1 protein-coding gene is annotated in these 872 nt (G+C 50.7%); it reads right to left on the minus strand.

What is annotated here, in order from left to right; translation table 11 throughout:
• Positions 1 to 15: 15 nt before the first annotated feature.
• The gene (locus tag KBX17_RS11430) at positions 16 to 690 is read right to left on the minus strand and encodes a replication initiation protein (protein ID WP_256019920.1); all 675 of its coding nucleotides are present in this window, start codon (positions 688 to 690) and stop codon (positions 16 to 18) included.
• Positions 691 to 872: the final 182 nt, after the last annotated feature.

The following is an 872-nucleotide window of genomic DNA, read 5'->3' on the forward strand; positions in this document are numbered from 1 at the left end:
AAGCACTCACATCAGCTACACTGACCCAAGCAGCATAGATAACCCCCGACGTGTCCACTTTCCGGGGGTCAGGCCCCCAGTATAAAAAGGACTACGACTAAAACGGTGCGCAAAGTGCGGGTCATGTGCGAGAAGAGCGCCTAACTCCTGGCTCGTAGCTTTTAGCAGCTCCATATTGCTGGAATGCTTATTTTTGCCGGTATACACCGGGTCAATCAGCCAAATAAACTGAGCTTTACCACTTAGCGGATTAATCCCGGCCCATGCTGGCCCAATGCCTCGCTGGACAAGGGCGAAGATAACGCTTTTAACATAAGCATTGAGATGAACTGGATGGCCTCCAGATTCTCCGGGCTGGTCAACATCAATAACCATAACCGCAGAATATTGCTTATTCGTCAGCATGACGTATTCACATCGACCGAGTTTCTCCGAATCAGTGCGATAAAGTCTCGGAACGCTGCGCTTCTTACCGGTTTCTTCATCTACCACGACACGGTAAGCACTTTGAAAGTCACGGCTGATAGAACCGTGTAGCGCATCACGCCCAAGATGCTGGAGAAGTTTTTCCCGGTCAAGCTGACTTGCCGGAGTATCATCTAGACCTGCGCAATCCTGGCGCACTCTAGATGGCGTACCAACACGCGCACCGGTCAAAGTGCCCGGAGAGGAATCATTAGATAGAATCATGCACATGCTTTCCCCCAGCTACTACTGGGTGATAAGCGAAGGTCACTTGGTTGCCGCCGAGTGGCCTTCTTTCGTCTTTAGTATCTCTCAACTGTAAAACACATGAGGGTTAAGGGTCAAAATGTGTGTCTGGCTCGGCGTGTCGTGGGGGTTAGATCTGGCCTTTTTGGATGCCGATTGAG

Origin of the sequence: Corynebacterium sp. CCUG 65737 (assembly GCF_024454115.1) — a bacterium.
GTDB lineage: Bacteria > Actinomycetota > Actinomycetes > Mycobacteriales > Mycobacteriaceae > Corynebacterium > Corynebacterium genitalium.

Coding starts and splice junctions, on each gene's coding strand:
- KBX17_RS11430 (WP_256019920.1), bottom strand. CDS start 690: ATGATTCTATCTAATGATTCCTCTCCGGGCACTTTGACCGGTGCGCGT.